This is a genomic window from Pseudomonas sp. GW823-FHT04A03, assembly GCF_058796615.1.
In genome coordinates, this window is sequence record NZ_JBXAIV010000002.1 from 531,793 (window position 1) to 554,410 (window position 22,618).

At 62.2% G+C, this 22,618-nt stretch carries 19 protein-coding genes; 14 read left to right on the forward strand and 5 right to left on the reverse strand.

Translation table 11 applies throughout. From position 1 onward, the window contains the following. Window positions 1–7: 7 nt before the first annotated feature. The 12 genes from AC1Q9F_RS08385 to AC1Q9F_RS08440 all read left to right on the forward strand — a co-directional run bounded on the left by AC1Q9F_RS08385 (window position 8) and on the right by AC1Q9F_RS08440 (window position 14,907). Window positions 8–1,177 carry an alginate biosynthesis protein Alg44 gene (locus AC1Q9F_RS08385; RefSeq protein WP_007957311.1) on the forward strand — a complete coding sequence of 390 codons (1,170 nt, stop codon included), beginning with the start codon at window positions 8–10 and terminating at the stop codon, window positions 1,175–1,177. A 9-nt stretch (window positions 1,178–1,186) separates the two neighbouring features. Next, window positions 1,187–2,593 (forward strand): alginate biosynthesis TPR repeat lipoprotein AlgK, encoded by a 1,407-nt coding sequence (gene algK, locus AC1Q9F_RS08390; protein ID WP_207985095.1) that lies wholly within the window; start codon window positions 1,187–1,189, stop codon window positions 2,591–2,593. After that, window positions 2,590–4,077 (forward strand): alginate export family protein, encoded by a 1,488-nt coding sequence (locus AC1Q9F_RS08395; protein WP_085608137.1) that lies wholly within the window; start codon window positions 2,590–2,592, stop codon window positions 4,075–4,077. The genes algK and AC1Q9F_RS08395 overlap by 4 nt, the downstream gene beginning before the upstream one ends. 26 nt (window positions 4,078–4,103) lie before the next feature. Continuing rightward, window positions 4,104–5,675, forward strand: a complete 1,572-nt coding sequence (gene algG, locus AC1Q9F_RS08400; protein WP_085608181.1) for a mannuronan 5-epimerase AlgG — start codon at window positions 4,104–4,106, stop codon at window positions 5,673–5,675. A 10-nt stretch (window positions 5,676–5,685) separates the two neighbouring features. Next, window positions 5,686–7,137: an alginate O-acetyltransferase gene (locus AC1Q9F_RS08405; protein WP_492619574.1), complete on the forward strand. Its 1,452-nt coding sequence runs from the start codon at window positions 5,686–5,688 to the stop codon at window positions 7,135–7,137. 8 nt (window positions 7,138–7,145) lie between these two features. Then, complete coding sequence (locus tag AC1Q9F_RS08410) at window positions 7,146–8,270, forward strand: mannuronate-specific alginate lyase (protein ID WP_492619573.1); 1,125 nt, start codon at window positions 7,146–7,148, stop codon at window positions 8,268–8,270. A gap of 145 nt (window positions 8,271–8,415) precedes the next feature. Beyond that, on the forward strand, window positions 8,416–9,981 hold the full coding sequence (locus AC1Q9F_RS08415; RefSeq protein ID WP_492619572.1) for an MBOAT family O-acyltransferase: 1,566 nt from the start codon (window positions 8,416–8,418) through the stop codon (window positions 9,979–9,981). 10 nt (window positions 9,982–9,991) lie between these two features. Next, complete coding sequence (locus tag AC1Q9F_RS08420) at window positions 9,992–11,167, forward strand: alginate O-acetyltransferase (RefSeq protein ID WP_492619571.1); 1,176 nt, start codon at window positions 9,992–9,994, stop codon at window positions 11,165–11,167. Between the two features lie 14 nt (window positions 11,168–11,181). Beyond that, window positions 11,182–11,838, forward strand: a complete 657-nt coding sequence (locus AC1Q9F_RS08425) for an alginate O-acetyltransferase AlgF (protein WP_127796978.1) — start codon at window positions 11,182–11,184, stop codon at window positions 11,836–11,838. Between the two features lie 156 nt (window positions 11,839–11,994). Then, the gene (locus AC1Q9F_RS08430) at window positions 11,995–13,446 is read left to right on the forward strand and encodes a mannose-1-phosphate guanylyltransferase/mannose-6-phosphate isomerase (RefSeq protein WP_492619570.1); all 1,452 of its coding nucleotides are present in this window, start codon (window positions 11,995–11,997) and stop codon (window positions 13,444–13,446) included. 136 nt (window positions 13,447–13,582) lie between these two features. Beyond that, on the forward strand, window positions 13,583–14,047 hold the full coding sequence (locus AC1Q9F_RS08435) for a hypothetical protein (RefSeq protein WP_007957299.1): 465 nt from the start codon (window positions 13,583–13,585) through the stop codon (window positions 14,045–14,047). Between the two features lie 35 nt (window positions 14,048–14,082). Next, window positions 14,083–14,907 carry an SDR family oxidoreductase gene (locus AC1Q9F_RS08440; RefSeq protein WP_492619569.1) on the forward strand — a complete coding sequence of 275 codons (825 nt, stop codon included), beginning with the start codon at window positions 14,083–14,085 and terminating at the stop codon, window positions 14,905–14,907. Between the two features lie 7 nt (window positions 14,908–14,914). On the opposite strand, the gene AC1Q9F_RS08445 is transcribed toward AC1Q9F_RS08440, so the two are convergent. After that, on the reverse strand, window positions 14,915–15,796 hold the full coding sequence (locus tag AC1Q9F_RS08445; RefSeq protein ID WP_492619568.1) for a LysR family transcriptional regulator: 882 nt from the start codon (window positions 15,794–15,796) through the stop codon (window positions 14,915–14,917). Between the two features lie 109 nt (window positions 15,797–15,905). Here AC1Q9F_RS08445 and AC1Q9F_RS08450 point away from each other — a divergent pair, with 109 nt between their 5' ends. Further along, entirely contained in the window at window positions 15,906–17,276 is a 1,371-nt protein-coding gene (locus AC1Q9F_RS08450; RefSeq protein WP_492619567.1) for an MFS transporter, read from the forward strand. Beyond that, the gene (locus AC1Q9F_RS08455; RefSeq protein ID WP_492619566.1) at window positions 17,273–17,671 is read left to right on the forward strand and encodes a DUF4440 domain-containing protein; all 399 of its coding nucleotides are present in this window, start codon (window positions 17,273–17,275) and stop codon (window positions 17,669–17,671) included. The genes AC1Q9F_RS08450 and AC1Q9F_RS08455 overlap by 4 nt, the downstream gene beginning before the upstream one ends. Window positions 17,672–17,801: 130 nt before the next feature. On the opposite strand, the gene AC1Q9F_RS08460 is transcribed toward AC1Q9F_RS08455, so the two are convergent. The 4 genes from AC1Q9F_RS08460 to AC1Q9F_RS08475 are packed head-to-tail and all read right to left on the reverse strand — an operon-like array spanning window position 17,802 to window position 22,583. Next, the gene (locus AC1Q9F_RS08460) at window positions 17,802–18,668 is read right to left on the reverse strand and encodes an efflux RND transporter periplasmic adaptor subunit (RefSeq protein WP_085608130.1); all 867 of its coding nucleotides are present in this window, start codon (window positions 18,666–18,668) and stop codon (window positions 17,802–17,804) included. 10 nt (window positions 18,669–18,678) lie between these two features. After that, window positions 18,679–18,879 carry a DUF1656 domain-containing protein gene (locus AC1Q9F_RS08465; RefSeq protein ID WP_003221811.1) on the reverse strand — a complete coding sequence of 67 codons (201 nt, stop codon included), beginning with the start codon at window positions 18,877–18,879 and terminating at the stop codon, window positions 18,679–18,681. After that, window positions 18,869–21,061, reverse strand: a complete 2,193-nt coding sequence (locus AC1Q9F_RS08470) for an FUSC family protein (protein ID WP_492619565.1) — start codon at window positions 21,059–21,061, stop codon at window positions 18,869–18,871. The genes AC1Q9F_RS08465 and AC1Q9F_RS08470 overlap by 11 nt, the downstream gene beginning before the upstream one ends. 10 nt (window positions 21,062–21,071) lie before the next feature. Next, window positions 21,072–22,583 (reverse strand): efflux transporter outer membrane subunit, encoded by a 1,512-nt coding sequence (locus AC1Q9F_RS08475; RefSeq protein WP_492619564.1) that lies wholly within the window; start codon window positions 22,581–22,583, stop codon window positions 21,072–21,074. Between the last annotated feature and the right edge of the window lie 35 nt (window positions 22,584–22,618).

The window sequence follows — 22,618 nt, forward strand, 5'->3', positions numbered from 1 at the left end:
CGCCCCTATGAATACCGCCGTCAACGTCAACGTAGTGCATGAATCCGAAGCCCAGCGCCAGCACGCCCGGGTCAAAATCCCGGCCAAGCTGCGGTTCTTCGGCCCTGACCGGACGCCCGTCGAGGCGCGGGTCATCGACCTGTCTGCCGGAGGCCTGGCGTTCAATGCCGGTCAACTGCCGCTGACCGTCGGCGAGGTGTACAAGGCGCGTCTGCAATTCGTCATCGACAACCTCGGCCTGGCCATGGACGTGGAGCTGCAGGTGCGCTCCTTCGACCGCCAGACCGGCCGTGCCGGTTGCCAGTTCCAGAACCTCGAACCGCAGGACATTTCGACCCTGCGCCACCTGATCACTTCGCACCTGGCCGGCGACATCGTCAGCATCGGCGAAGTGCTGGCGACCCTGCAGCGCGACAACTTCACCAAGGCGCGCAAGGTCAAGGACGGCGGCCACGGCATGACCCCGTTCGGTCGCCTGAAAGCCGTGACCTTCAGCGCCGGTGTGTTCGCGGTCGGCCTGGTGGCAGCGGGGTTCATTTTCAAATCGGTGTACAGCATGTACTTCGTCAGCCATGCACAGGCCGGTCTGGTCAGCGTGCCGGGCATGAACATCACCATGCCGCGCGACGGCACCGTGCAGAGCCTGGTGAAGTCCGACGGCGTCGCCGCCAAGGGCGCACCGCTGGCGACGTTCAGCACCAGCATGCTCGACGTACTCAAGGGCCATCTGGAAGAAGATCAACTGTCTCCGGCCAAGGTTGAAGAACTGTTCGGCAAGCAGATGACCGGCACCCTGACCTCGCCGTGCGATTGCACCGTGGCCCAGCAACTGGTGGCCGACGGTCAGTACGCGAGCAAGGGCGACGTGATCTTCTCGCTGGTACCGCGCAACACCCAGGCCACCGTCGATGCACGCTTCTCCTATCGCCAGTTCGGCGACGTGCGTCCGGGCACCCCGGTGAGCTTCCAGATTGCCGGCGAAGACAAGACCCGCACCGGCAAGATCGTCAGCAGCACCAGCCTGAAAAGCGCTGACCTGTCCTCCGACATCCGCGTGCAGATCCAGCCTGACGAGCCGCTGGACAGCCGCTTCGCCGGCCGCCCGGTGGAAGTGAACAGCGACCGTGGTCCGAACCTGAACTGGCTGATCGACAAAGCCATGGCTGCCGGTCTTTAAGTCGAGGACATGCCCGTGACGAGCCCTATCAGAATCCTGCCGGTCCCGCTGACGCTGGCCATGGCAATCGCCCTGGCCGGTTGCGCCGGCCTGCCCGATCAGCGTCTGGCCAACGAAGCGCTCAAGCGCGGTGACACCGCGACCGCCGCGCAGAACTACCGTGCGCTGGCCGATCTGGGTTATAGCGAAGCCCAGGTGGGCCTCGCCGATATTCAGGTCGACAGCCGCGACCCGGAACAGATGAAACAGGCCGAAGCCACCTACCGCGCCGCCGCCAGTGTTTCGCCGCGTGCCCAGGCCCGACTCGGCCGCTTGCTGGTTGCCAAGCCCGGCTCCACCGAAGCCGAGCATCAGGAAGCCGAAAGCCTGCTGAAGAAAGCCGCCGCCAGTGGCGAAGGCAACACGCTGATCCCGCTCGCGATGCTGTACCTGCAATACCCGCACAGCTTCCCGAACATCAACGCTCAGCAGCAGATCGATCAATGGCGCAAATCCGGTTACCCGGAAGCCGGTCTCGCTCAGGTACTGCTGTATCGCACCCAGGGCACTTACGACCAGCACCTGGATGACGTGGAAAAGATCTGCAAAGCCGCGCTCAACACCACCGACATCTGCTACGTCGAGCTGGCCACGGTCTATCAGAAACGTGGCGCGCCGGAGCAACAGGCCGAGCTGATCAAGCAGCTGCAGGCCGGTTACAGCCGCGGCACCGTCAGCGCCCAGCGGGTGGATTCGGTGGCCCGTGTGCTGGCCGATTCGACCCTGGGCAAGACCGACGAAAAAACCGCGCAGTCGCTGCTCGAACCGATCGCTCCGGGCTACCCGGCGTCGTGGGTCACCCTCGCGCAACTGCTGTATGACTTCCCGGAACTGGGCGACACCGACCAGATGATGAAGTACCTGGACAACGGCCGCGCCGCTGACCAGCCGCGCGCCGAACTGTTGCTGGGCAAGCTCTACTACGAAGGCAAACTGGTCCCGGCCGATGCGAAAGTCGCCGAGGAACATTTCCAGAAAGCCGTCGGCCGCGAAGTCGCCGCCGACTACTACCTCGGCCAGATCTACCGCCGTGGCTACCTAGGCAAGGTCTATCCGCAGAAGGCCCTCGACCATCTGCTGACCGCTGCGCGCAACGGCCAGAACAGCGCCGACTTCGCCATCGCCCAGCTGTTTTCCCAAGGCAAGGGCACCAAGCCCGACCCGCTCAATGCCTACGTGTTCAGCCAATTGGCAAAAGCCCAAAACACTCCGCAAGCCGATGAGCTGGCGACCACCCTCGCCGCGCAACTGCCGCCCGAGCGTCTGGCCGAAGCCCAGCGCCTGCTGCAACAGGAACAGGCGACCCGTGGTGCCCTGAGCCAGAACACGCTGCAACTGCACGCCCTGCAAGAAGAAGACGGCGAGGAAAAATTATGAAATTGAATCCCTTTGTGAAGGCCGGCATTGGCCTCACGTTCGCGCTGATCTGGTCTTGCCCGACCCTGGCCGCGATGACTGAATCGAAGAACTTCGGCCTCGAGGTGAAAATCACCGGCCAGTCCGAAGACGACCGCGACCTCGGCACCGCCAGCGGCGGCGACGTCAACGGCGTCGGCCTCGACCTGCGTCCGTGGGTCTACGGCGAAAGCGGCGCGTGGAGCGCCTACGCCATGGGCCAGGCCGTGACCTCGACCGACATCATCGAGACCGACACCCTGCAGCAGTCCGACAGCGAAGGCACCCAGACCACCGACAACGGCGACCGCAAGACCAAGAAAAACTACCTGGCGATGCGCGAATTCTGGGTCGGCTACAGCGGCCTGACGCCCTACCCCGGCGAGATCCTCAAGTTCGGTCGCCAGCGCCTGCGCAACGACGACGGCCAGTGGCGCGACACCAACATCGAAGCCCTGAACTGGACCTTCGACACCACTCTGCTGCGGGCCAACGCCGGTGTCGCCGAACGCTTCAGCGAATACCGCACCGACCTCAAGGAGCTGGCGCCAAAAGACAAGGATCGCCTGCACGCCTACGCCGATGCTGCGTATCAGTGGACGCCGGGCAACTGGGTCGGCATTCGCGGCCACCACACCCACGACGACGGCAAGCTCGACTATCCGGAGCCGGGCGTGGCTGGCGACTCGCTGGACAAGAAAGAAAACGGCGACATCAGCTGGCTCGGCCTGACCGCCGACAGCGACGCCTACAACTGGCGCAACACCAACACCGTCAACTACTGGGGCAGCATCACCGGCATGAGCGGCGACCGCGACACGGTCAACGCCCTCAACGCCGATGGCACTCGCCCGGCCCAGGCCAAGCGCAGCGACAACGTCGACGGCTGGGCCACCGACATCGGTGTGCGTCTGCGCCTCGATCCGCAATGGCAGGTCGGTGCGGCATATGCCCGTGCCAGCGCCGATTACGAACAGAACGGCCTGGAAAGCAACCGCTCGAACTACACCGGTACTCGCTCGCGGGTTCACCGTTTCGGCGAGGCCTTCCGTGGCGAAATGAACAACATGCAGACCGCCACCCTGTTCGGTTCCTGGATGCTCAACGACCAGTACGACGCCAGCCTGATCTACCACAAGTTCTGGCGTGTGGACGGCAACAAGCCGGTGGGCAGCAACGGCATCAACGCCGTGGAAAACAACACCGACGACGTGACCGGCGCGATCCTCTCCAGCACCTCGCTGCCACTGCAGGACGGCAACAAGGATCTGGGCCAGGAAATGGATCTGGTGGTCACCAAGTACTTCAAGCAAGGCTTGCTGCCGGCGGCGTTGAGCCAGTCGATCGACGAGCCTTCGGCGCTGGTGCGTTTCCGTGGCGGCGTGTTCAAGCCGGGTGATGCCTATGGCAGCCAGGTCGATTCGTACATGCACCGCGCGTTCATCGACGTGATCTGGCGCTTCTGATGCTGACCGCCAAGGGAGTGCCCGACATGAACAGTGCCCGCAAAGGCTCACTCAGCCTGCTGGCCGGCGCAATGCTGCTGGCCTCGGCTGGCGCCTTCGCCAACGTGGAGCCAGCCAAGCCTGTGACCACCGCGAAGGAACTGCAACAGGCCAAGACCTACACCGTCAGCAGCGCGCCGACCGAAGCGCTGGAACTGGCCAAGCCGAAATTGCCCGACCTCTCCGGCTACACCGCCGAAGCCGCCGCCGCGAAAATCGTGCGCAGCAAACCGGGCAAGATCAGCGTGCGCCGGATGATGCAGGAAGACGCCCTGAAGGACTTCATCGGCGGCGACAACAAGATGGCCGAATGGGTGGTGCGTCAGCACGGCATCCCGCAGGCGATCTTCGTCGACGACGGCTACATGAACCTGAAAGAGCTGGCGCAGAAACTGCCCAAGCAGTACTTCAGCGAAACCTCACCGGGCGTGTATCTGGCCAAGCTGCCGATCGTGGTCGGCCGCAAAGGCATCCTCGAAATCGACGGCCAGACCCAGGAGTTGCGCCTGTCCCAGGAGGCCGGTTCGTTCCTGGTCAACGACGGCCAGTTGTTCGTGCGTGACACCAAGGTCACCGGCTGGCGCGAGAAGGAAAACGGCCCGGCAACCTTCCGTTCGCCGAAGGAGTTCCGCCCGTTCCTGCTGGCCTGGGGCGGCACCGAGACCTACATCGTCAACAGCAAGATGGCCAGCTTCGGCTACGCCAACAGTAAGTCCTACGGCGTGAGTATTTCCCAGTACACGCCGAACATGGCCAAGGTGCTCAAGCGTCCCGAGCCGACCGGCTGGATCGTCGGTTCCGAGTTCTCGGACATGTGGTACGGCTTCTACTGCTACGAGACCCGCGACTTCGTGGTCAAGGGCAACACCTACAAGGACAACATCGTCTACGGCATCGACCCCCACGACCGTTCCCACGGTCTGATCATTGCCGAGAACACGGTGTACGGCACGAAGAAGAAGCACGGGATCATCATTTCCCGTGAGGTGAACGACAGCTTCATCTTCAACAACAAAAGCTACGACAACCACCTCTCGGGCCTGGTGATCGACCGTAACAGCGTCAACAACATCATTGCCTACAACGAGATCTACAAGAACCACACCGACGGCATCACCCTCTACGAGTCCGCCGACAACCTGCTGTGGGGCAACAAGGTCATCAGCAACAAGCGCCACGGCATCCGCATTCGTAACAGCGTGAACATCCGCCTCTACGAAAACGTCGCCATGGCCAACGGCCTGACCGGCGTCTACGGGCACATCAAGGACCTGACCGACACCGACCGTGACATCAAGCTCGACCCGTTCGACGCCCAGGTCTCGCTGATCGTGGTCGGCGGTGAACTGGCGGCCAACGGCAGCGGCCCGCTGTCGATCGATTCGCCCCTGAGTGTCGAGCTGTATCGCGTGTCGATGCTGGCGCCGACCAAATCCAGCGGCATCAGCTTCAACGGCATCCTCGGCGAGCGCCAGGATGAAATTCTCGACCTGCTGGTGCGCCAGCAGAAAGCCGTGCTGATCGACCCTGTCGAACGCCAGACCGAAATGCGGGACTGAGGACAATTTTATGCACCCACACCTGATCAAATTACTCAGCCTGTCGGCCCTGACCGTGGGCATTCTGGCGGCCAGCAACGGCGCCCGCGCGGACGAAGTGAAAGCGCCGCAGTTCACCGCCGAACCGTGCTGCAGCCTGTGCCCGGCCGCCCACGACGCGAAGAACTACACCACTCGCTACCAGCAGAACTTCACCACCCTGGTACAAGCGCAGGGCGACTGGCTGTTCCGGACCCAGGAAGATTTGCGCACCGAGTTCAACACCACCCCGGCCGGCTACAAACGCCTGCAACAGCTGCACGATGCGTTCAAGGCCAAAGGCGTCGAACTGGTGATCGTCTACCAGCCGACCCGAGGCCTGGTGAACCGCAACAAGCTCAACCCGGCAGAAAAAGCCGCGTTCGATTACGAGAAAGCACTGGGCAATTACAAGACCATGCTCGGCCGTTTCGCGAAGATGGGTTACGTGGTGCCGGACCTGTCGCCGCTGACCAACGAATCGCTACCGGACACCCTGCCCGCCCACGATTTCTACTTCCGTGGCGACCAGCACTGGACGCCTTACGGTGCCCAGCGCACGGCGAAAATCGTCGCCGAGCAGGTCAAGCAGATCCCGGCCTTCGCCGACATTCCCAAGCGTGAGTTCGAAACCAAACGCTCCGGACGCATGGGCAAGACCGGCACCCTGCACAACATGGCCGGGCAACTGTGCGGCACCAGTTACGCGATCCAGTACATGGATCAGTTCACCACCGAGCCGAAAGGTGAAGCGGGTGACGGCGACCTGTTCGGCGATTCCGGCAACCCACAGATCACCCTCGTGGGTACTTCGCACAGCGGCAAGAACTACAACTTCGCCGGGTTCCTCGAAGAAGCCATCGGCGCCGACATTCTCAACGTCGCGTTCCCCGGCGGCGGTCTGGAAGGTTCGATGTTGCAGTACCTGGGCAGCGACGAATTCCAGAAGACGCCACCGAAGATTCTCATCTGGGAATTCTCGCCGCTGTACCGCCTCGACCAGGAAACCATCTATCGCCAGATGATGTCCCTGCTCGACAACGGTTGCGAAGGCAAAGACGCGCAAATGTCCGCAAGCACCACGCTCAAGCCGGGCAGCAAACAAGAACTGCTGGTCAACAGCAAGAACCTGAATCTGCAGAACAGCAGCCATCAGGTCGACATCCGCTTCGCCGACACCTCGGTGAAAACCCTGCAAGCCACCCTCTGGTACATGAACGGTCGCCACGAGGACATCAAGATCGAGAAACCGGAAACCTCCGACACCGACGGTCGTTTCGCCTTTGAACTGCGCACGGACGAAGACTGGGCCTCGCAAAACCTGCTGGCAGTCGAAGTCCAGGGCCCGGAAGCGGGCACCGCGCCACAGAAAGTCGAAGCGAAAATCTGCAAACGCAACGTATTCCCGGGCGCTGGGCAACAAACCGCTCAGGTCGGGCAATGAGGTCTGCTATGCGAAATCCGAAATTGAAATCCTTACTGGCACCGACGCTCCTGAGCCTGGCGATGTTCGCCGGGGCCACTCAGGCCGCCGCGCCACTGCGTCCTCCTCAGGGCTACTTTGCGCCTGTGGATAAATTCAAGACCGGCGACAAGAGCGAAGGCTGCGATGCGATGCCGGCGCCCTACACCGGGCCGCTGCAATTTCGCAGCAAATACGAAGGCTCGGACAAGGCCCGCGCGACGCTGAACGTGCAGTCGGAAAAGGCCTTTCGCGACACCACCAAAGACATCACCACCCTGGAGCGCGGCACCGCCAAACGGGTGATGCAGTTCATGCGCGACGGTCGTCCGGAACAGCTCGATTGCACGCTCAATTGGTTGACCGCATGGGCCAAGGCCGATGCATTGATGTCGAAAGACTTCAACCACACCGGCAAGTCGATGCGCAAATGGGCGCTGGGCAGCATGGCCTCTTCGTACATTCGCCTGAAGTTCTCCGACTCCCATCCGCTGGCCCAGCACCAGCAGGAAGCGCAGTTGATCGAGGCCTGGTTCAGCAAGATGGCCGATCAGGTGGTCAGCGACTGGGACAACCTGCCGCTGGAAAAAACCAACAACCACTCGTACTGGGCGGCATGGTCGGTGATGGCGACCTCCGTCGCGACCAACCGCCGCGACCTGTTCGATTGGGCGGTCAAGGAATACAAGGTCGGGGTCAATCAGGTCGATGCCGACGGTTATCTGCCGAACGAACTCAAGCGTCAGCAACGCGCCCTCGCCTATCACAACTACGCCCTGCCGCCGCTGGCGATGATCGCCAGTTTCGCCCAGGTCAACGGCGTGGATCTGCGTCAGGAAAACAACGGCGCGCTGAAACGTCTGGGTGATCGGGTGCTGGCCGGGGTGAAAGATCCCGAGGACTTCGAGAAGAAGAACGGCAAGGAACAGGACATGACCGATCTGAAAGAGGACATGAAATTCGCCTGGCTCGAACCGTTCTGCACCCTCTACACCTGTTCGCCGGATGTGATCGAGAAGAAGCACGGGATGCAGCCGTTCAAGACCTTTCGCCTCGGCGGCGACCTGACCAAGGTCTATGACCCTTCGCACGAGAAAGGTAACAAAGGCAGTTAATCGCTGATCGGCTGATCGTTCCCACGTCGAGGCGTCGAACCGTCTGCGTGGGAACGATCGCAGGACTGTTTCACCCCTCCAACACCACGGGGGGTTTGGGGGGGCTTTGGCCCTTGACTGTTGGTTCAAACATGGAGAGATCGGGATGGTATTTTCATCCAACGTGTTCCTGTTTCTGTTCTTGCCGATCTTTCTCGGCTTGTACTACCTGAGCGGGCAACGCTATCGCAACCTGCTGCTGCTGATCGCCAGCTACGTGTTCTACGCGTGGTGGCGGGTGGACTTCCTGGCGCTGTTCGCCGGCGTCACCCTGTGGAACTACTGGATCGGCCTGAAAGTCGGCGCCGCCGGCGTGCGCACCAAACCGGCCCAGCGCTGGCTGTTGCTCGGCGTGGCGGTGGACCTGTGCATCCTCGGCTACTTCAAGTACGCCAACTTCGGCGTCGACAGCATCAACGCGATGATGACGTCGGTCGGTCTGGAGCCGTTCATCCTGACCCATGTGCTGTTGCCGATCGGTATCTCGTTCTACATCTTCGAGTCGATCAGCTACATCATCGACGTCTACCGTGGTGATACCCCGGCGACCCGCAACCTGATCGACTTCGCGGCATTCGTGGCGATCTTCCCGCACCTGATCGCCGGTCCCGTGCTGCGTTTCCGTGACCTGGCCGACCAGTTCAACAACCGCACCCACACCCTCGACAAGTTCTCCGAGGGCTGCACGCGGTTCATGCAGGGTTTCATCAAGAAGGTGTTCATCGCCGACACCCTCGCCGTGGTGGCCGACCATTGCTTCGCCCTGCAAAACCCGACCACGGGCGATGCCTGGCTCGGCGCGCTGGCCTACACCGCGCAGCTGTATTTCGACTTCTCCGGTTACAGCGACATGGCCATCGGCCTGGGCCTGATGATGGGTTTCCGCTTCATGGAAAACTTCAAACAGCCGTACATCAGCCAGTCGATCACCGAGTTCTGGCGCCGCTGGCACATCAGCCTGTCGACCTGGCTGCGTGACTACCTCTACATCACCCTCGGCGGCAACCGCAAAGGCACGCTGATGACCTATCGCAACCTGTTCCTGACCATGCTGCTCGGCGGTCTGTGGCACGGCGCGAACATCACCTACATCGTCTGGGGTGCATGGCACGGCATGTGGCTGGCGATTGAAAAAGCGCTGGGCCTGAATACCTCGCCGCGCAGCCTCAACCCGATCCGCTGGGCGCTGACGTTCCTGCTGGTGGTCATGGGCTGGGTGATCTTCCGCGCCGAAAACCTGCACGTTGCCGGCCGTATGTACGGCGCAATGTTCAGCTTCGGCGACTGGTCGCTGTCGGAACTCAATCAGGCCAGCCTCACCGGCCTGCAAGTCGCGACCCTCGTTGTGGCTTACGTGACCCTGGCGTTCTTTGGCCTGCGTGATCTGTACACCAATCAGCCGCCTGCCAAGACCAAGCCTGAAGTCAACGTTGAGGCCAACGGCCCTGCCACCGCGACCCCGGGAATGATCAAAGCTGCGCCTGGCGAAAACCCGGCGAGCATCCACGAGCCTGGCTACACCGTCGGCGTCGACGCCCAGGTGCAACCGGCCTACTGGACGGCGGACTGGTCGCGCTACGCAATGCGCGCCGTGATCCTGCTGCTGTTCATCGCCTCGATTCTCAAACTCTCGGCGCAAAGCTTCTCGCCGTTCCTTTACTTCCAGTTCTGAGGGATCTGACATGACCCGCTCATTACGCATCTTCTACATCGCGCTGTTTCTGGTGACCCTGCTGGTGCTCGGTCTGTGGTCGGTGCGCAGCTTCTTCGGCTTCAGCACCAACGCCGATGCGACGGTGCTCAACGGCCGCTGGACCAAAGCCGTGGAAACCCACTACGACGATGAATTCCCGATCAAGCGCCTGGGCACCAACCTCTGGGCCGCACTGGATTTCAAACTGTTCAACGAAGGTCGTCCGGGGGTGGTGCTCGGTCGCGATCAGTGGTTGTACAGCGATGAGGAATTCAACCCGATCGTCAACGAAGAGCTGAACCTGCAAGGCAACTACGCGCTGGTCGAAGGCGTGCGCCAGACCCTGAAAGAGAAAGGCGTGAAACTGGTGATGGCGATCGTGCCGGCCAAGGTTCGTCTGTACCCGGAACACCTGGGTGAAGTAAAACCGGCGAGCATCCACGCCAACCTTTATCAGGACTTCCACGCCCGTGTCGCGGCGGACAAGATCCTTGCCCCCGACCTGCTCGGCCCGCTGCAAGCCGCCAAGCAGAACGGTCAGCAAGTGTTCCTGCGCACCGACACCCACTGGACCCCGGAAGGCGCGGAAATCGCCGCCAACACCCTGGCCAAGACCATCGCTGACAAGTTCCCGCTCAGCGGCGAGCCGCAGCGTTTCGTTACCACGCCTGCCGAGAAGGTCACGCACAAGGGCGACCTGCGTCTGTTCCTGCCGCTGGATCCGCTGTTCGAAAACCTGATGCCGGCACAAGAGCCGCTGCAAAAGCGCAACACCATGGCCGCCGCCGAGCAGCCTGCCGGTGACGATGCGCTGTTCGCCAACAGCGAAGTGCCGGTCGCGCTGATCGGCACCAGCTACAGCGCCAACCCCAACTGGAACTTCGTCGGTGCGCTCAAGCAGGCGCTGCACAGTGACGTCGTCAACTACGCCGAAGACGGCCACGGCCCGATCCTGCCGATGCTCAGCTACCTGAAAAGCGATGACTTCAAGAACAGCCCGCCACAGGTGCTGATCTGGGAGTTTCCTGAACGATATCTGCCTGTGAACAACGAAATCGGCGACGCCGACCCGCAGTGGGTCGCAGAGCTTAAACAAGCCGGCGCGCGCCAACAAAACGTAGCAATCAACACTAAATCCGAGACGCCCGATCGGGCGCAAAACTGAAAGAGAGGTACACCATGACTTTCACTACTACTCCTCGTCGTCTCGCAAAACGCATCGCTCTGGTGGCTGGTCTGAGCGTGCTGTCGGTCCAGGCCTTCGCCGGTGGCGACGCGGCGCTGTACGGCCCGACTGCACCGAAAGGCTCGACCTTTGTGCGCGTCTACAACGCCAGCAACGCTGAAGTCAGCGCCACCGTCGGCAGCACCAATCTCGCCGATGTCGCGCCGCTGGCAAGCAGTGACTTCAGCTTCATGCCGGGCGGTGACTACAGCGCCAAGGTCGGCAGCCAGACCCTGCCGGTGAAACTCGCCGGTGACCACTACTACACCTTGGTCAACAACGCTTCCGGCGCGCCGCAACTGATCGAAGAACCACCGTTCAAGAACAAGCAGAAATCCCTGGTGCGCGTGCAGAACCTCAGCGACAAGCCGCTGACCCTGAAGACCGCCGACGGCAAGACCGACGTGGTGCCGAACGTGGCCGCCAAGGGCCGTGGCGAGCGTGAAATCAACCCGGTGAAAGTCAGCCTCGCGCTGTACGAAGGCGACAAGAAAGTCGGCGACGTGAAGCCGGTTGCGCTGGAGCGCGGTGAAGCAGCGGTGCTGTACGTCACCGGCAACGGCAGCAACCTGTCGCCGGTCTGGGTGAAACGCCCGGTGTCGACCCGCTAATCAACTTTTGAACTGACGCAATTCCCCTTTGTGGGAGCGAGCTTGCTCGCGAACGCGGTCCGACATTCACAAGATGTGTCGACTGATACGCCGCCTTCGCGAGCAAGCTCGCTCCCACAGGGGCTCTGACCCAATCGATTTTATGGAGTAAACAATATGATTCCGGTGATCTTGTCAGGTGGTAGCGGCTCACGTCTTTGGCCGCTTTCGCGCAAGCAGTTTCCCAAGCAGTTCCTCGCCCTGACCGGCGAACACACGCTGTTCCAGCAAACCCTCGAGCGTCTGGTGTTCGAAGGCATGGACACCCCGATCGTGGTCTGCAACAAGGATCACCGCTTCATCGTCAACGAGCAGCTGAGCAACCGGAACCTGGAATGCCAGCGCATCCTGATGGAACCGTTTGGCCGCAACACCGCCCCGGCGGTGGCGCTGACCGCGATGATGCTGGTCAATGAAGGTCGCGACGAACTGATGCTGGTGCTGCCGGCCGACCATGTTCTCGAAGACCAGAAAGCCCTGCAACGCGCCCTCGCCCTGGCCACCGTTGCCGCCGAAAACGGCGAGATGGTGCTGTTCGGCGTGCCGGCCACCAAACCGGAAACCGGTTACGGCTACATCAAGTCCACCGGCGATTCACTGCTGCCGGAAGGCGTCAGCCGTGTCTCGCACTTCGTGGAAAAACCCGACGTCAAACGCGCCACCGAGTACGTCGAATCCGGCGGTTACTACTGGAACAGCGGCATGTTCCTGTTCCGCGCCAGCCGCTTCCTCGAAGAGCTGAAAAAGCACGATCCGGACATCTACGACACCTGCCTGCTGACCCTCGAACGCAGCCAGCAAGACGCCGACACCATCACCTTCGACGAAGCCACCTTCGCCTGCTGCCCGGACAACTCCATCGACTACTCGGTGATGGAAAAAACCCAGCGCGCCTGCGTGGTACCGCTGACAGCAGGCTGGAGCGATGTCGGCTGCTGGTCGTCGCTGTGGGAAGTCAACGAGAAGGACGCCAACGGCAACGTCAGCAAGGGCGATGTGGTGATCCAGGACAGCAAGAACTGCATGATCCACGGCAACGGCAAACTGGTGTCAGTGATCGGTCTGGAAAACATCGTGGTGGTCGAAACCAAGGACGCCATGATGATCGCCCACAAGGACAAGGTTCAGGGCGTCAAGCAGATGGTCAACACCCTCAACGAGCAGGGTCGCAGCGAAACCCAGAACCACTGCGAGGTCTACCGTCCGTGGGGCTCCTACGACTCGGTGGACATGGGCGGTCGCTTCCAGGTCAAGCACATCTCGGTCAAACCGGGCGCGTGCCTGTCGCTGCAGATGCACCACCACCGCGCCGAACACTGGATCGTGGTCAGCGGCACCGCCGAAGTGACCTGCGACGAGAACGTGTTCCTGCTCTGCGAGAACCAGTCGACCTACATCCCGATCGCCTCTGTGCATCGCCTGCGCAACCCGGGCAAGATCCCGCTGGAAATCATCGAAGTGCAGTCGGGCTCGTACCTGGGTGAAGACGATATCGAGCGCTTTGAAGATATCTACGGTCGCTCCACCCCGATCGAACGCGGCGTGTCGGTGAAAACCATCGCGCAGTAAGCGTTCCGCAATAAGAAGCCCCCGTCCAGCCCGCTGCGTCCCCTATCCGCAGCGGGTTGGGCGGGGGCTTTTTTTTTCGCCAACCTCATCCAGGCTTAGGTAGGATGAACCTTCCCTGCCCACGAGGTTTCGCGACATGTTCATCGGCGTCTTGCTGGTCATCACCTGGCTGATCCTGCTGTTGCGCTACCCGGCCAAGGCCTTGCCGGTATCCATGGCTGCCGCCGTCGGCCTCGGGCTCGTGGCGATGTGGGTGGTGTGGCTGGACAACCGCGAGGTCAAGCAACTGGCGCGCCTGGAATTGCGCATCGTCTATGCCCCCGAACACTGCCCCGCCGACCGCCCGCTGCTGCTCAAGATGAACAACGGCAACGACGTGCCACTGACCGAACTGCGCTGGCGCATCGCGGCGTACGCGCCGGGCGACACCGTGAATCTGGCCGACAATCAATACGCCGCCCCACGCTATCGCGGCCCCGGCGAATTGCAGCCCGGCGGCAACTGGGAAGACTGCCTGCCGATGCCGCCGTTGCGTCCCGGTTATCGCCCGCAAACCCTGGAGTTTCGCGCCGAGCGATTGCAGGGTAGTTTCTCCGACTGATCCCCTCTCCCACTCTTTTGCACAAGGAATGCGCCATGCCCGTTGCGTTGATTACCGGTTGTTCCAGCGGCATCGGCCGCGCCCTCGCCGATGCCTTCAAAAGCGCCGGCTACGAGGTCTGGGCCAGTGCGCGCAAGGCTGAAGATGTCGCGGCACTCGGTGCGGCCGGGTTCACCGCGGTGCAGCTCGACGTCAATAACAATGTAGCGCTGGAACACCTCGCCGAGCGGATCAACCAGCAACACGGCGGCCTCGACGTGCTGATCAACAACGCCGGTTACGGCGCCATGGGGCCGCTGCTCGACGGCGGCGTTCCAGCCATGCAGCGCCAGTTCGAAACCAACGTGTTTTCGATTGTCGGCGTGACCCGTGCGCTGTTCCCGGTGTTGCGCCGGGCCAAGGGCCTGGTGGTGAATGTCGGCAGTGTTTCCGGGGTGCTGGTCACGCCATTCGCTGGCGCCTATTGCGCGTCGAAAGCGGCGGTGCACGCGTTGAGCGATGCGTTGCGCATGGAGCTGGCGCCGTTCGGGATTCGCGTGCTGGAAGTGCAGCCGGGGGCGATTCAATCGAGCTTCGCCAAGAATGCCGGGCATGAGGCCGAACAACTGATCAACGAACAATCGCCGTGGTTTCCGTTGCGCGAAGGTATTCGGGCGCGGGCCAAGGCTTCGCAGGACAAACCGACCCCGGCCAGCGAATTTGCCGCCGAGTTGCTCAAGGCTGTGCAGCAGAACAAGCCGCCACGGCTGATCCGCATCGGCAATGGCAGCCGGGCGTTGCCGTTGCTGGCGACGTTGTTGCCGAAAGGGCTGCTGGAATCGACGCTGATGAAGCGCTTCGGGTTGCGCGGGCAACTCTGAAACCCCGTCAGCCCCAGCCTTTCATGAAATCAATGAACGCCCGCACCTTCAGTGGCAGGTGCCGGGTGTCCGGGTACAACGCGTAAACCCCTTGCTGGGCGAAGCGGTAATCCGGCAGCAAACGCTGTAACCGCCCGGCGTCGAGGTCTTCCTGAATCAGCCATTGCGGTAAAATCGCGACGCCTTGCCCGGTCAGTGCAAAGGCACGCAGGGTCGCGGAGTTGTCGGCGACGATGGCGGTGGTTCCCGGTTTTGGCTGGTAGATATGCTCGGTGCCGGCCGGGTCGGTGACCGTCATTTCCGGCACTCGCCCATGCCCCAGCGTCGGCATCGACTCCAGCACCGCCAAGGTGTTTACCGGAGTAAAACCCTCGACCAGCCCCGGCGACGCCACGGCAAACACCTCGAACGTCGACAACTGCACCGCCCGCAGATTGGAGTCGTGCATGCGGCCCAGGCGGATCGCCATGTCGAAGCGTTCGGAGATCAGATCGGCATGGGTCGAGGACGTGGACAAGTGAATGTTCAGTTGCGGCTGCTGTTGTCGAAACACCTCCAGCGCCGGCACCACCTGCGCCAGCGCGAACTCTACGGTCGTGGTGATCCGCAGCGTGCCCTTGAGCTGCGAGTGTTCCGAGCGCGCTTCCTCGATGGCCAGCCGTGCTTCGTCCAGCGTGCGCAGGCAGCGCCGATAAAAACGCTCGCCGGCATCGGTCAGGGCCAGTTGCCGGGTGTTGCGGGTCAGCAAGGTGACGCCTAACTCTTCTTCCAGCCGCTTGAGGTTGAAGCTCACCACCGCCCGCGTTTGCCCCAGCGTGTCAGCGGCGGCGGTCAGCGAGCCGGCCTCGACTACGGCTTTGAAGGTATCGAATCGATCCAGGCTGACCATGTTCGCAACGCTCCCCGTCAAAATAATTTTGACAAACTAGCAGCCAAACCAGCGTATTTCTATCGCCACCAGCGCCCTACCCTGCACGCCTCATCACAGGGAAGCTGCCATGGTCTATCGCTCGAAAGTCGCGCTGGTGTATCTGTTTGGGTTCGCCCTCGATCTGCTGAACATGTTCGCCGCGAGCATTGCCTACCCGGACATTGCCGCGCAGTTGCACGCCTCGGTGACGCAACTGGCGTGGATCACCAACGCCTACATGCTCGGGCTCACGCTGATCATTCCAATGAGCGTGTGGCTGGCTGCGCGAGTGGGCGAGCGGCGGCTGATCCTCGGTTCGCTGCTGGTGTTTGGAATCGCCTCCGGGCTTATCGCTCAGGCGACTTCGATTGAGTGCCTGATCAGCTGGCGGCTGCTGCAAGGGTTGGGTGGCGGGTTGCTGCTTCCGGTTGGTCAGGCCTTGGCCTATCGAGAGTTTCCGGCGACACAACGCGCGCACTTCACCGGTGTGGTTTTGCTGGTGGCGCTGATGGTGCCGGCCTTGTCACCGGCGGCTGGCGGTCTGATCGTCGAGGCGCTGTCGTGGCGCTGGATTTTCTACCTGAACCTGCCGGTGGCGCTTTTCGCTTTCGGTCTGGGTCTGCTCTGGTTGAAAGCGGATCAGTCAGCGAGTGAACGCCCGACACTGGACGCCCGCGGCTTGCTGCTGGCGGTGGCAGCGCTGAGTCTGTTGCTGATGGCCGTCAGTCTGGCGAGCGCCCCCGCAACCCGACATCTCGCGGGCGGTGTCCTGCTGCTCAGCGTCATCACCTTGTGCATCTACCTGCGCGATGGCTGGAACAAACCGGGTGCAGTCCTTGATCTGCAACTGATCAGGAACCCGTCATTGCGACTGGCGATGCTGATCTACCTGTTTGTGCCCGGCATCTTCACCGGCACCAACATGATTGCCGTGTTGTATCTGCACGACCTCGATTTCGGTGCAGCGCAAACCGGGGCGCTGATGCTGTCCTGGGCGGCGGCTTCGGGCGTGGCGATCATGCTGGGTAAACGCAGCTTCAACCGGGTCGGACCCAAGCCATTGCTGATCGCCGGCATGCTGCTGCAGTGCCTTGGCATCGTCGTGCTGATGCAGATTGATCGACCCGTCAGCGGTCCGTTGATCCTCGCCTATGCCCTGATGGGGCTGGGCGGCAGTCTGTGCAGCGTCACCGCGCAGACCCTGGCGTTTGTCGGCATCACGCCGGAAAAAATGGGTCACTCCAGCGCTCTGTGGAATATCAATCGCCAACTCGGCTTCTGCCTCGGCGCGGCTCTGCTCAGTTCATTGTTGGGTGCCTTGGGCGCCAACGGATTCAAATACTGCTTTCTCGCCGCCGCGTTGCTGACGCTGCTGCCGATGGTCGCCGTGCTGCGTTTCGACTCCACGAAAATACTCGCCCTGCTGCACTCACCTCACCTTCAGGAAAAATCCACATGACTGACTACACCGACTATTTTGACGAAGTGATCCGGGCCCATGAGGCCATTGAACGATGGTTTGCCGTGGAGGAAGACGAGGCGGCATTGGAGCGATTGATGACGCGGTTTTCGCCACGGTTTTCCATGGTGACGCCGCTGGGGCGTGTGCTGGATTTCGAGGCCTTGCGTGCGCTGTTTCAAATGGCGGGCGGGAAGAAGAAGGGATTCAGGATCGAGCTCGGCGAGCTTCAAGGGATTGCCTTGCATGAACACGGCGCGACAGTGAGTTATCGCGAACAGCAGACCGATGCGAGCGGGTTGCACACGGATCGACGCTCAACCGTTGTGTTTGAAAAAACCGAATCCGGGCGGGTGATCTGGCGGCATCTGCACGAGACGTTTTGCAGCGAGTAACTATTGGGCATCTTCCAAACAGACCGAGTTGCCTTCTTCGCGAGCAAGCTCGCTCCCACAAGGGTTCTTCCGTGCGGCACAGATCCAGTGTGGGAGCGAGCTTGCTCGCGAATGGCTACGACTCGGTCTGTCAGTTATCCACTGCGTCCTGCTTCACCACCACGGTGCAGGTAATCCCCGCTGCCAGCAGCACACCTTCCGGCACTTCATCGATGTGTATCCGCACCGGCACCCGTTGTGCCAGACGCACCCAGTTGAAGGTCGGGTTCACATCGGCGATCAGCTCGCGGCTTTCCGGGTTGTCGCGGTCGTAGATGCCGCGGGAAATGCTCTCCACGTGCCCCTTCAGGACTTCGCCGCTCATCAGTTGCATGTCGGCTTTGTCGCCGACGCGCACGTGGGGCAGTTTGGTTTCTTCGAAAAAGCCGTAGACCCAGAACGAGTTCATGTCGACCACGGCCATTTTCGCTTCGCCGATGCGGGCGTAGTCGCCGCGATGGACGTTGAGGTTGGTCACGTAGCCGTCCACCGCCGCCCGCACTTCGGTGCGTTTGAGGTTGAGTTCGGCGGCTTCCAGTTGCGCCTGGGCCTGTTGGTAATCGGCGAGTGCGGAGTCGGCGATGTTGCTGGCGTCGTCGCGGTTTTCCTTGGAGATCACCAATGCATCCATGTCGGCGCGGCGGTGGGCGTTGACCCTGCGCATCTCCCAGGTAGCCTTGCGCGAAGCGACCAGCGACTGCGCCTGTTTCACCGCGAGGCGGTAGTGCTCGGGGTCGATCTGCATCAGCAGATCACCCTTCTTCACCAACTGGTTGTCGCGCACCGGCACGTCGACCACTTCACCGGTAACGTCGGCCGCGACGTTGATGATGTCGGCGCGCACCCGGCCGTCGCGGGTCCACGGGGTATTCATGTAGTGCTCCCACAACGTGCGGCCGATCCACAACGCCAGGGCCAGCACCAGCAGGGTCGCGAGCAGGCTGAAAAACTTTTTCATCAGAACGTTCTCAACGGTAGACAGTCAGCGCCATCGCGCCGAACAGACAGGTAAACAGACTCAGGCGCAGCAGCGCCGGGTGCCAGAAGAAGCGGTACAGATCGAACCCCGACAGAAACCGGTCCAGCGCCCAGGCCAGTGCCGCAGCGACGAAAAACATCAGGGTCATGGTCGGCATGTACACACCGTGGAAGGCGATTTCACGAGGCATGGGCAAGTCCTTCGGGCTTGGCGATGGCGTAGGCAGCAAGGGGCGATTGCGGGTCGAGCAACGAGGTGCGGATGAAGTGCAGGTAGCTTTTCACCCGCCGCAGGGCCGAGGTATCGAAGTGCGGTGCGAACGGCTCATCGGTGGCGGCGACCCGGCTGATCGCGTGATCGACGGCGACCAGTGCGCGCTCCAGATTGCTCGAATTTGGTTGCAGGAACAGTCGCACCAGCGAACGCCCCATGACCCGGATTGCCTGGCGCCATGGCTGCGATTCGGCATACGCCGGATGCACTGGCAGGATCGCCTGTTCCTTGCGCAACTCGATGATCGCGTGGCCGACTTCCAGCACCACGAACATCCAGCGCAGCAGGTTTTTCTGCACCAGCGGCTGACCCGCCGCCAGACCATAAGCCTGATGCATCAAATCGCGGCTGCGGCTTTCAAAACTCGACGCCAGGCCCTTGAGCTTGCCGCTGATCGCGTACACCACTTGCCCGCGCAAATCCTGCTCCAGCCGCTGCCACAACCAGCGGCTGTTCGGCGGCAGAATGATCGCACCCGCCGCCGCGCAGACCAGCATGCCCATGACCATGGCGATGTAGTCGTTGATGAAGGTGTAGGGGTTGTAGATCGTCAGGTTGTCCGGCACGGAACCGGTGCTGAAAAAGATCAACAGACCGAGGCCGACGCCGGCGTATTGCGGTCGCGATGCGAGGAACGATCCGAGCACGATCACCGGCGCGAGCATCACGCACAGCAACGGGAAACCGTCGATCCACGGGAAGATGAAAAACATCTCGACGAAGCCGATCAACGCCCCGAGGAACGTACCGCACGCCATCTGGAACGCCATGCGTTTCGGGTTCGGCGTCGCCGCCGACAGGCCCACGGTAGCGGCGGCGATCAGGGTCATGGTCGCGCCGCTCGGCCACGCGGTGGCGACCCAGTAACTGCCGAGCACGACCAGAATGAACGCGGCGCGAATCCCCGAAGCGGCCGCCGCCCACCAACTGGTTTGCGGAGTGAACGGCTCGTCCCAGCGCTCGCGTTCGTGGCTGTGATCGGCCAGCGAGGCGTGGGTCTGTGCGTAACTGTGCAAGTCATCGACGAAGCGATAGAGCAGTTCATACGCGGTGTGGAAATCGAGCTGCTCGGCGTCGCTCGGTTCGCTCTCCTGGAAGATCGCCCGCAGGCTGCGCACCCGCGCCGGCAAGCCTTCCTTGTACGCCGCGAGCGCCAGCACCAGACGCGCAGCATCCGGGCTGGTCAGGGCGCGGCCGCTGAAGCCATCGAGCACTTCGGCCAGATCCTGCAGGCCCGGTTTGATCGCCGCTTCCACATGATCGGCACCGTTGCGACGCAGGCGTTCGAGCAACTGGTGCAAGGCGTTGAAACGGGTGGTGATGCCCATGAATTCGCTGTTGAGGCGACTGAGCCGGCCGTTGCGCCGACGCATGTGCGGGTCTTCGAACACGGTCACGCTGCGCAGCCCTTCCAGCCCTACCGCTTCGGCGATGAAGCGCACGTTGCTGGCCTCGAACGACTCCGGTTTGCTGCGTCCGCGCAGGCCATCGGTGACGAACAAGGCGAACACACCGAAGCGCTGATACAAGGCGTTGCGCATCGCTGCGCTGGCGGTCTGCGGCAGGATCGCGGCGCTGACCAGGGTCGAGCAAAGAATCCCCAGCGAGATCTCCAGCACCCGCCACACCGCCGCCATGAACGCACCGTCAGGATGAGCGAGCGCCGGCAGGCCGACCATCGCCGCCGTGTAACCGGCCAGCACAAAACCGTAGGCGCGGAAGTTGCGGCAGCGGGCGGCGCCGGCGGAGCAGATGCCGACCCAGATCGCCAGCGAACCGAGGAACAGTTCGGTGTTCTGGGCGAACAGCGAAATCAGCGTGACCATCATCGCCGACCCGGCCAGGGTGCCGAGGAAGCGATAGAAACTCTTGGCGAACACCTGACCGCTCTGCGGCTGCATGACGATGAACACGGTGATCATCGCCGTGCGCGGTTGCGGCAATTCCAGGCGCATCGCCAGCCACAGGGTCAGGAATGCGGCAATCAACACCTTGAAGATGTAGACCCAGGTCACGCCGTCGCTGCGTGCCCAGTCAAAGAAACCCCGGCGCCATTCCAGGGAGTAGAGCCAGCGCAAAGGTGCGGGCAAGGGAGTCATTGAATCTTGCTCAGTGGTCGAGGACTTGAAGAAGGGCCGGGATTTTCGGGGCAGCGGTCTGTTCGGTAGTCGGCACGTCTTTACCGGCGCCAAGGCCACCGCCCAATGCTGTCACCAGTTCCGCGTGGGCACTTAACCGCGCCGCCTGCACTTGCTGCTGAACCTGTTGCTGTTTGAACAACAAAGTCTGGGCGTTGAGCACGTTGAGGTAATCGGTGAGCCCGCGCTGATAGGCGATCATCGCGATGTCGTAGGTCTTCTGCGCCGTGGCCACCGATTCGGCGGCGAACGTCTGCTGCTTGTCCATCGACTCGCGGCGGATCAACTGGTCGGAGATGTTCTTCAGCGCATTGACCAGGGTCTGGTTGTAATGAGCGACGGCGATGTCATAACCCGCCGAGGCTTCACCCAGTTCAGCGCGCAGTCGCCCGCCGTCGAAGATCGGCAGCGAAATCGCCGGCCCAACGTTGTAGTTGAGTTTCTTGCCGGTCAGGAACTCCAGCGCCCCGCCGCCGGTGGCCATGTAGCCGAGGCTGCCGACCAGATCGACGTTCGGATAAAACCCGGCATGCGCAACCTCGATCCCGCGCGCCTGCGCCGCCACTTGCCAGCGACTGGCGACCACGTCCGGACGCTGGCCGAGCAGTTCAGCGGGCAATGCCGACGGCAGTTTCAGCGCCGCGCCGAGGGACAGGGTCGGTCGCTGCAATTGCGCACCGGCGCCTGGGCCTTTGCCGGCCAATGCCGCGATCTGGTTACGGCTCAGAGCGATCTCTTCGTCCAGCGCATCCAGTTGCCGATGGGTTTCCGGCAGCGGGGTTTCGGCCTGGCTGACCTCGAAGTGCGTGCCGATCCCGCCGTTCAGGCGTTTCTGCGCCAGCTCGAGAATCTGTTGTTGCTGCTTGAGCGTCGCCGCGACGATGTCGCGCTGGGCGTAGTGCAGCGACAATTCGATGTAGGCGCGCACGATGTTGTTCTGCAACTCAAGCTGCGCCTGACGCGCCTCGGCAGCGCTCATGTGCGCCAGATCGACGGCCCGTTCGGTGCTGTTGCTTTCACGGCCCCAGAGGTCGAGGGCGTAACTGAAACCCAGCGCGGCGTTGTTGTCCCAGGTGGTGCTGTTGGCCAGCTCACCGGGACCGTAGAACTGATCGGTCGGCCAGTTGTGACGCTTGAGGGTCGACTCGCCATTGATCTGCAACGACTCGGCGGCTTCGGCGACACCGGCCATGGACCGGGCCTGACGCACTCGCGCAGCGGCCATCGCCAAGGTCGGGCTGCCTTGCACGGCAAGGTCGATCCAATGATTGAGTTGCGGGTCGCCATAGGCTTGCCACCATTGGGCGGCGGGCCAGTTTGCGTCACGGGCGGCGTGGGCGATGGCCTCGTCGGTGGCCAGTTCATTGGCCTCCAGAGCCTTGCCCTGCGGGGCAATCCCTCCGGTTCCGATGCAGCCGCCAAGACCTAACGAAAAAGCCAGAACACTGAGCGGCAAAAGCGCTCTGTTGATGCGACGCGGCACTGCTGCGAATTCCTGAGGTGGGAGATGTTTCGAGG